The sequence below is a fragment of the Peribacillus sp. SIMBA_075 genome, from assembly GCF_046534585.1.
The window spans coordinates 1-276 of sequence record NZ_JAWRYN010000488.1 but is presented as its reverse complement, the minus strand read 5'-3'; the positions used below and the strand labels follow the sequence as shown (position 1 = coordinate 276).

The following is a 276-nucleotide window of genomic DNA, read 5'->3' as shown; positions in this document are numbered from 1 at the left end:
CCACTGTATTGCAGTCCTTTACGAACAAATTAATAGAAAAAACGAAGCAAATCAAAGTTGGAAATCCTTTCACTGAGGGCGTGGATATTGGACCACAAGCCAATGCCGGGGAGCTAGAGTCTACCTTGGAGGCTATTCGAGGTGCCATAGCTGAAGGAGCTATCATTTTGGCTGGGGGAGATGTTCCACAAAATCCGGAAACCGAGCACGGTTACTATGTGAATCCAACCGTTATCGGCAATGTAAACAGAAACATGAGTATCGCAAAGGAAGAAG

At 45.3% G+C, this 276-nt stretch carries 1 protein-coding gene; it reads left to right on the top strand.

Features of this window, described 5'->3' with window-relative positions; all coding sequences use genetic code 11:
- A partial coding sequence (locus tag SB775_RS29115; protein ID WP_410864689.1) for an aldehyde dehydrogenase family protein occupies positions 1-276 on the top strand: 276 nt, incomplete at both ends.